Here is a 5,854-nt window from a genome sequence, read left to right on the forward strand (position 1 = left end):
GTCGCCAAGACCATCGCCGACACGCTGGAGGCGATGGTCTTGGCGACCATGACGTTGCGGGCCCACTTCCGGTTGGCCGGCACCACGTGCCAGGGGGCGTAGGGCGTCGAGCAGCGGGCAAGCGCGTCGTCGAAGGCGGTCTGGTAGGCGTCCCAGGCCTTGCGCTCGACGAGGTCGGCGGGGTCGAACTTCCAGTGCTTCTCCGGGTCGGCGAGGCGCGCCTCCAGGCGCTCCTTCTGCTCGTCCTTGGAGATGTGCAGGAAGAACTTGAGGATCACGGTCCCCGAGAGTGTCAGCAGCCGCTCGAAGTCGTTGATGAGCCCGTAGCGCTCGCGCCAGGTCTCCTCCGGCACGAGCCCCTTCACCCGCACCACCAGCACGTCCTCGTAATGGCTGCGGTTGAACACGCCGATCAGGCCGCGGCCGGGCGTGCGTAGGTGGTAGCGCCACAAGAAGTCCTGATCGAGTTCCTCCGCACTCGGCACCTTGAACGACCAGACCCGGCAGCCCTGCGGGTTCACCCCCTCCAGCACGTTGCGGATGGTGCCGTCCTTGCCGCCGGTGTCGATCGCCTGGAACACCACGAGCAGGGCGTGGCGGCGCTCGGCGTAGAGCATTTCCTGCAGGTGCTTGATCCGCGCGCGCTGCGCGTCGAGGGCGGCCTTGGCCTCCGCCTTGTCGAGGCCGCCGGTGGCGTCGGGATCGATGGCGGCGAGGCTGACGCTCCGGCCGGGTTCGACGGTGACGATGCCGGGGGCGGCCGGCGGCAGGACCGGGTGAAGGTGCGGCGACAGGCTCGGCGCCGTGCCGCTCCCCGCGATCGCGGCCCGGGCCCAGCCGGCGAAGGAGGGCGGATGGTCGCGCCAGCCCGCCTGCGACTTTGTTTCCGCGGCTTTGTCACCCCCTTTGTCACTCGCGGAGCCGCTGCCGTCCTTGCCGTTCTTGCGCGCCATACCGAAGATTACCTGCTCACGAGCCGCTCGCGAGGCCGCCGGGGCGGCCCCGCAGGAAGGGAAAAGCTTGGAGCCCCAACAGATGCGCCGCCTTCGCCGTTCCCGATCCGGCGCGTCGGGGTCTTCGCGGGGAGGCTCCGGTCGCTGCGGAGCGGGGGCATGAGCCGGGTGCCGACGATCTGGTTCGTGCGCCACGGCCAGACCGACTGGAACGCGGAAGGGCGGCTCCAGGGCCACCGCGACACCGAGCTCAACGCCAACGGGCTCGCCCACGCGGCGGAGGCGGCCGAGCGCCTGCGTCGGGTCGCCGGGGCGGAGCTGCCGACGGCCGACTACGTCGCGAGCCCGCTCACCCGCGCCCGCCGGACGATGGAGATCCTGCGCGCCGGCATCGGCCTGCCGGCGGCGGGCTATCGCGCCGATCCGCGGCTTCGGGAGATCGGGTTCGGTGCTTGGGAGGGTCAGACCTGGGCCGAGATCCGGCGGCGCGATCCGTCCGGCGCCGCCGCACGCGACCGCGACCGCTGGGGCTACCAGCCCCGCGGGGAGGGCGCGGAGAGCTACGCCATGGTCGAGGCGCGGGTGGAGGAGGTGGTGGCGGAGCTACGCCGCCCGACGGTGATGGTCGCCCATGGCGGCGTTGCCCGGGCGCTGCTGGTCATCCTCGGCCATCTCGACATCTACACCGCCCCGCGGCTCGGCATCCGCCAGGGCAGCATCCTCGTCGTCGAGCCCGAGGGGTGGGGCTGGGCGTGAACGCGATTCGGCGCGCGCGCCGGATTACGGCGCCCGGAGCCGCCGTCAGGCGCGGGCGGCGCGCCCGCGGGCGAGCAGCCGCACGGCGGTGACGGGAAGCAGCAGCGTCTTCACCGTCGCGGTCACGGCGAGGACGGCGACGACGGGCAGGATTGCGAGACAGATTCCGCTCACGCGCATCGGACACTCCCTGAAGCTTCTGACTCGGCGGCGCCGCGCCGCCCGGTTGAGGACAATCCGCCACTCAATCGCGGCAAGACCAAGGTAAACGGAGCCGACTCACGCATTTCTGCGCTCCGGCCGGTGTTCCCGACCGCGCCCCGCCGCGGCGCCCGGCCGGGCCGCATGGCCGGAACGGGCGCTCGAGCCCTGCGCCGGCTCAACGGCCTCGGTCCGCGCCGGGCCCGATTCGGCTCGCGGCGGCAGCCGCCGGGCGCGGGGATGGGCGTCCTCGAAGGCGCTCATCAGGCGGGCGGCATCGACCTTGGTGTAGATCTGCGTGGTCGAGAGCGAGGCGTGGCCCAGAAGCTCCTGGATCGCCCGCAACTCCCCCTGGCGGGCGAGCAGATGCGTCGCGAAGGAGTGGCGCAGGGCGTGCGGGGTCGCGCTCTCGGGCAGGCCGAGCGCGCCGCGCAACGCGGCCACCGCGTACTGCACCACCCGCGGCGAGAGCGGGCCGCCCTTCACGCCGACGAAGAGCGGTCCCTGCGGGTCGAGGGGATGCGGGCAGCGCGACAGGTAGGCGGCCACCGCCTCGGCCACCGCCGGCAGCACCGGCACGGCGCGGACCTTGCCGCCCTTGCCCGTCACCCGGACCTCGTCGAGGCCCGGCACCGGCGCGTCGCGGGCGCTGAGCCCCAGCGCCTCGGAGATGCGCAGGCCCGAACCGTAGAGGAGGGCGATCACCGCCGCGTCGCGGGCGAGCACCCAGGGGGCGCGGTCGTCGTCGGGCCGGGTCTCGGGCGCGGTCATCGCCCGCGCGGCCGTCACCGGCACTGGGCGCGGCAGGCGCCGCTCGACCTTGGGCGAGCGCACGGCGCCGAGCGCCGCCACGCTGCCGTGACCCTCCCGTTCGAGGAAGCGGGCGAAGGAGCGCAGGCCCGCCAGCATCCGCATCAGCGAGCGCCCGCCGACCCCCTCGGCCCGGCGCGCGGCCATGAAGGCGCGCAGGTCCCGCGGCTTGAGAGCGATCAGCCCGGCGATGGTCGGCGTGCCGGAGCGGGCGGCGCGATGGGTCAGGAACTGGCGCAGGTCCCGCTCGTAGGCCTCGACGGTGTTGGCGGCCATGCGCCGCTCCCGCGCCAGCGCCTCGCGCCAGCCCAGCATCGCCGCGCGCAGGGCGGCGTCGCCCGGCGGCAGCAGGGCGTCGGGATCGACGGCTCGGGGGGACGCGGCGCGCATCATCGCGGAGCAGCAAAGATCCCTTAAGGTTGACGAAGGGTAAACGGCCCAGACCCTTTCCGCCCGGCCGGCCCCGCGCCAGATGAGCGCGCATCCGCTCGAGGGAGAGAGGGCCGATGGCCAAGCCCGTCCACACCATGATCCGCGTCCGCGACGAGGCGCGCTCGCGCGACTTCTACGCCCGCGCCTTCGGCCTGGAGCCGGCCGACCGCTTCGACTTCCCGGACTTCACGCTGCTCTACCTGCGCGACCCGTCCTCGCCGTTCGAACTCGAACTGACGGTCAACAAGGACCGCTCGGAGCCCTACAATCTCGGCGACGGCTACGGCCATCTCGCCTTCGTGGTGGAGGACGCGGCGGCCGAGCAGGCGCGCTTCGAGCGCGAGGGGTTCTCGGTGACGCCGGTCAAGACCCTCAAGCACGGCGAGACCGCGCTCGCGACCTTCTTCTTCGCCACCGACCCGGACGGCTACAAGATCGAGGTGATCCAGAAGAGCGGCCGCTTCGGCTGATCGTCTCGCCGGAGGTTACGGTGCCGTCTCCAGCCGTTCGAGGGCGGCGAGCGCCTTCTCGCATCCTTGCACGGACGGCGCCGGCAGGCTCGTCTCCAGGCGCATCGCGTCGTCGAGGGACAGGGCGTAGCGCTCCTCGGTGAGCGCGCGGCCGACCGCCGCCAGCATGCGCTCGCGGCCGGCCCTCAGCACGCGCTCCACCCGCTCGCGCTCCGCGCCGCAGGCGAGCGCCCGGCCCAGGATCTTGCCCTGGCGCTCGCCCTCGACCTGCGGGATCACCAGCGGCCGGGCGCCGCCGGCGTCGGGCGGCGTCTGCGCGCGGGCCGCACCGGCGGCGAGGAGGGCGAGCGCGAGGCCGGAGAGGCGGCAGGCCGCTGAACGCATCGAACGTTTCCTTCCTGTCTCGGGATCGCGCGAGGCTGACGGGCCGCGTGCGTTCCCTCACGCTCTCGGAAACGAATCTCGGCCACGGTCAAGCCGGAAACGACAGGGGGTGGCAATGAGTCCTTCCGGCAGCGCGGCGACGGCCGATCCTCCGGTGATCGAGCGGGGCGGCAGACGGGTTCGCGGGCGCATCCCCCTGAGCCTCAAGCTCGCCTACTCGGCCTTCATGGCGGTGCTGGTCCCGGTCTACCTCACCCAGTACGGGCCCACGAACTTCCTGTATTTCTGCGACATCGCCCTGATCCTGACCCTCGTCGGAATCTGGGCGGAGAGCGCGCTCCTCGTCTCGATCTGCGCGGTCGGCATCCTCGCGCCGCAGACGCTCTGGGTCGTCGACTTCGCGGCGCAGGCCGCGGGCCATCCGCTGACCGGCATGACCGCCTACATGTTCAACCGCGAGACCTCGCCGTTCCTGCGGGGGCTGTCGCTGTTCCACGGCTGGCTGCCGTTCCTGCTCGTCTATCTCGTCTGGCGGCTCGGCTACGACCGCCGCGCCTGGGCCGCGTGGTCGGTGCTGGCGGTCGTCGTCCTGTTCGTCTGCTGCTTCCTGATGCCGCCGCCGCGGCCCGATCCCGGCCTGACGCCGGTCAACATCAACTATGTCTGGGGCATGAGCGACAACGCCGCCCAGACCATGATGCCGGCCTGGGCGTGGTTCACGGGCCTCGTCGTCGGCATCCCGCTGCTGATCTGCTGGCCGACCCACCGGCTGCTAATCTGGCTGATGCCCGAGGTCCGCCTCACGTCCCCCGCGGCTTCGCCCGCCGGGTCGGCGCCTCGCTGAGGGGGTCCTCCGGCCAGGGATGGCGGGGGTAGCGCCCCCGCATCTCGGAGCGCACGGCGCCCCAGGAGCCGCGCCAGAAACCCGGCAGGTCGCGGGTGATCTGGATCGGGCGGTGGGCCGGCGAGAGCAGGTGGAGCACCAGCGGCACGCGGCCCCCGCCGAGCGTCGGGTGCCGGTCGAGGCCGAACAGCTCCTGCACCCGCACCGCCAGCACCGGCTCGGGGCCCGACTCGTAATCGACCGGGATGCGCGAGCCCGTCGGCACCTCGATATGGCTCGGCGCCTCCGCCTCCAGGCGGGCGCGCAGGGTCCAGGGCAGCAGGCCCTGGAGGGCCTGGCCGAGGTCGTCGGCGGTGATCGCGCCGAGCGACGTCCGCCCGAGGATGGCCGGCGCGAGCCACGCCTCGACGGTCCCGGCCAGCGCCTCGTCGGAGAGGTCCGGCCATTCCCCGCCCTCGGCATCGTGGAGGAAGCGGACACGGGCGCGCCACTGCGCCAGGGCGGGCGTCCAGGGCAGGCGGTCGAGGCCGAGCCCGGCGATGCCGCGGGCCAGCACCTCCGACGCCTCCGCGTCGGCGGGGACGGGCAGGGTGCGCTCGTCGAGGGTCACGGCGCCGAGCCGGCGGCCGGCGCGGGCGCGCAGGGCGCGGGCCTCGCGGTCGAAGCTGACGCTGCGCACGGTGGCGATCCGGTCGGCGAACAGCGCGTCGATGGTCTCGGACGCGATCGCGGCGGCGGCGAGGATGCGGGCGGAGGCCGCGGTTCCGGTCAGGTCGGCGACGACGATGAACGGCTCGCGGGCGAGCGGGCTCGCCGGATCGACGAGGCCGGCGCGGCCGTTGGCCATGAGGAACGCGCCGTCCCGGCCCCGCGCCCGCGCCACCCGGTCGGGATAGGCGAGCGCGAGCAGGGCACTGGGCTCGGCGAGACGGGGATCGGGCGCGGCGGCGCCGGAGACGGCCCTCTCCGCCTGCCGCGCCCAGCCTTCCGCGAGGCGGCGCATG

8 protein-coding genes are annotated in these 5,854 nt (G+C 73.7%); 3 read left to right on the forward strand and 5 right to left on the reverse strand.

Features of this window, described 5'->3' with window-relative positions; genetic code table 11:
* The coding region (locus MFF42_RS00830; RefSeq protein ID WP_238253610.1) for a polyphosphate kinase 2 family protein at positions 1-953 on the reverse strand (953 nt) is incomplete at its 3' end.
* Between the two features lie 159 nt (positions 954-1,112).
* On the opposite strand from MFF42_RS00830, the gene MFF42_RS00835 reads away from it, so the two are divergent.
* Complete coding sequence (locus tag MFF42_RS00835; RefSeq protein WP_238253611.1) at positions 1,113-1,709, forward strand: histidine phosphatase family protein; 597 nt, start codon at positions 1,113-1,115, stop codon at positions 1,707-1,709.
* Positions 1,710-1,754: 45 nt separating this feature from the next.
* Here the strand turns inward: MFF42_RS00835 and MFF42_RS26330 are convergent, their stop codons facing one another.
* Entirely contained in the window at positions 1,755-1,889 is a 135-nt protein-coding gene (locus MFF42_RS26330) for a hypothetical protein (RefSeq protein ID WP_255700725.1), read from the reverse strand.
* Between the two features lie 99 nt (positions 1,890-1,988).
* Positions 1,989-3,113, reverse strand: a complete 1,125-nt coding sequence (locus MFF42_RS00840) for a tyrosine recombinase XerC (protein WP_238253612.1) — start codon at positions 3,111-3,113, stop codon at positions 1,989-1,991.
* A 113-nt stretch (positions 3,114-3,226) separates the two neighbouring features.
* Between MFF42_RS00840 and MFF42_RS00845 the strand changes: the two genes are divergently transcribed.
* The gene (locus MFF42_RS00845) at positions 3,227-3,622 is read left to right on the forward strand and encodes a VOC family protein (protein ID WP_238253613.1); all 396 of its coding nucleotides are present in this window, start codon (positions 3,227-3,229) and stop codon (positions 3,620-3,622) included.
* A 15-nt stretch (positions 3,623-3,637) separates the two neighbouring features.
* Here MFF42_RS00845 and MFF42_RS00850 read toward each other — a convergent pair whose 3' ends face one another.
* On the reverse strand, positions 3,638-4,006 hold the full coding sequence (locus MFF42_RS00850; RefSeq protein WP_238253614.1) for a hypothetical protein: 369 nt from the start codon (positions 4,004-4,006) through the stop codon (positions 3,638-3,640).
* A 115-nt stretch (positions 4,007-4,121) separates the two neighbouring features.
* On the opposite strand from MFF42_RS00850, the gene MFF42_RS00855 reads away from it, so the two are divergent.
* On the forward strand, positions 4,122-4,850 hold the full coding sequence (locus tag MFF42_RS00855; protein ID WP_238253615.1) for a hypothetical protein: 729 nt from the start codon (positions 4,122-4,124) through the stop codon (positions 4,848-4,850).
* On the opposite strand, the gene MFF42_RS00860 is transcribed toward MFF42_RS00855, so the two are convergent.
* A partial coding sequence (locus tag MFF42_RS00860) for an ATP-dependent helicase C-terminal domain-containing protein (protein WP_283206844.1) occupies positions 4,807-5,854 on the reverse strand: 1,048 nt, incomplete at its 5' end. The genes MFF42_RS00855 and MFF42_RS00860 overlap by 44 nt on opposite strands.

Origin of the sequence: Methylorubrum podarium (assembly GCF_022179745.1) — a bacterium.
Lineage (GTDB): Bacteria > Pseudomonadota > Alphaproteobacteria > Rhizobiales > Beijerinckiaceae > Methylobacterium > Methylobacterium podarium.

Bases quoted from the DNA above. Each gene is read 5' to 3' on its own strand.
- MFF42_RS00855 (WP_238253615.1), top strand. From the start codon at position 4,122: ATGAGTCCTTCCGGCAGCGCGGCGACGGCCGATCCTCCGGTGATCGAG.
- MFF42_RS26330 (WP_255700725.1), bottom strand. From the start codon at position 1,889: ATGCGCGTGAGCGGAATCTGTCTCGCAATCCTGCCCGTCGTCGCCGTC.
- MFF42_RS00840 (WP_238253612.1), bottom strand. From the start codon at position 3,113: ATGATGCGCGCCGCGTCCCCCCGAGCCGTCGATCCCGACGCCCTGCTG.
- MFF42_RS00850 (WP_238253614.1), bottom strand. From the start codon at position 4,006: ATGCGTTCAGCGGCCTGCCGCCTCTCCGGCCTCGCGCTCGCCCTCCTC.
- MFF42_RS00845 (WP_238253613.1), top strand. From the start codon at position 3,227: ATGGCCAAGCCCGTCCACACCATGATCCGCGTCCGCGACGAGGCGCGC.
- MFF42_RS00835 (WP_238253611.1), top strand. From the start codon at position 1,113: ATGAGCCGGGTGCCGACGATCTGGTTCGTGCGCCACGGCCAGACCGAC.